This is a genomic window from Variovorax sp. F042 (assembly GCF_057814215.1).
Window position 1 is genome coordinate 1 of the sequence record NZ_JBVASX010000039.1, and the last position, 432, is coordinate 432.

Below are 432 nucleotides of genomic sequence, written 5' to 3' on the forward strand. Positions count from 1 at the left end.
CCGCTGATGTTGCCGGTGATCGAGGAGCCCGTGTAGGCATGCAGCGCATCGTTGCCGTTTGCGAAGTTGAGCGACCCGATGACGCTGCCCTTGTTGGTGAAATCGACGGCAGAGGTGCCATTGGCACCGAACACCGTGGCGGTGCCGGGGTTGCTGCTGCCCGCCACATAGCCCGCTTCCATCGTGCCGGTGTTCACGATGGTGTTGTTGCCGGAGTTCGCCTGGAACCAGATCGCCGCATGGGTCGATCGCACGGTTCCGTGATTGATGATCGTGTTGCCGCTGCCGACGGGGTTGATGGCCTCCGAATTGCCGGCGCTTCCATCCGCGAAGACGTTGGCGCCTTGCTCGATGGTGATGGTGCTGTTGCTGTTGAACTCGACGGTGTTGGCGCCGATGCCGCCTGGGTACGGACTGTTTCCGTTGGTGGAG

1 pseudogene is annotated in these 432 nt (G+C 62.3%); it reads right to left on the bottom strand.

From position 1 onward, the window contains the following. Window positions 1-432, bottom strand: a pseudogene (locus ACZYSP_RS35290) (autotransporter outer membrane beta-barrel domain-containing protein); the annotation flags it as partial.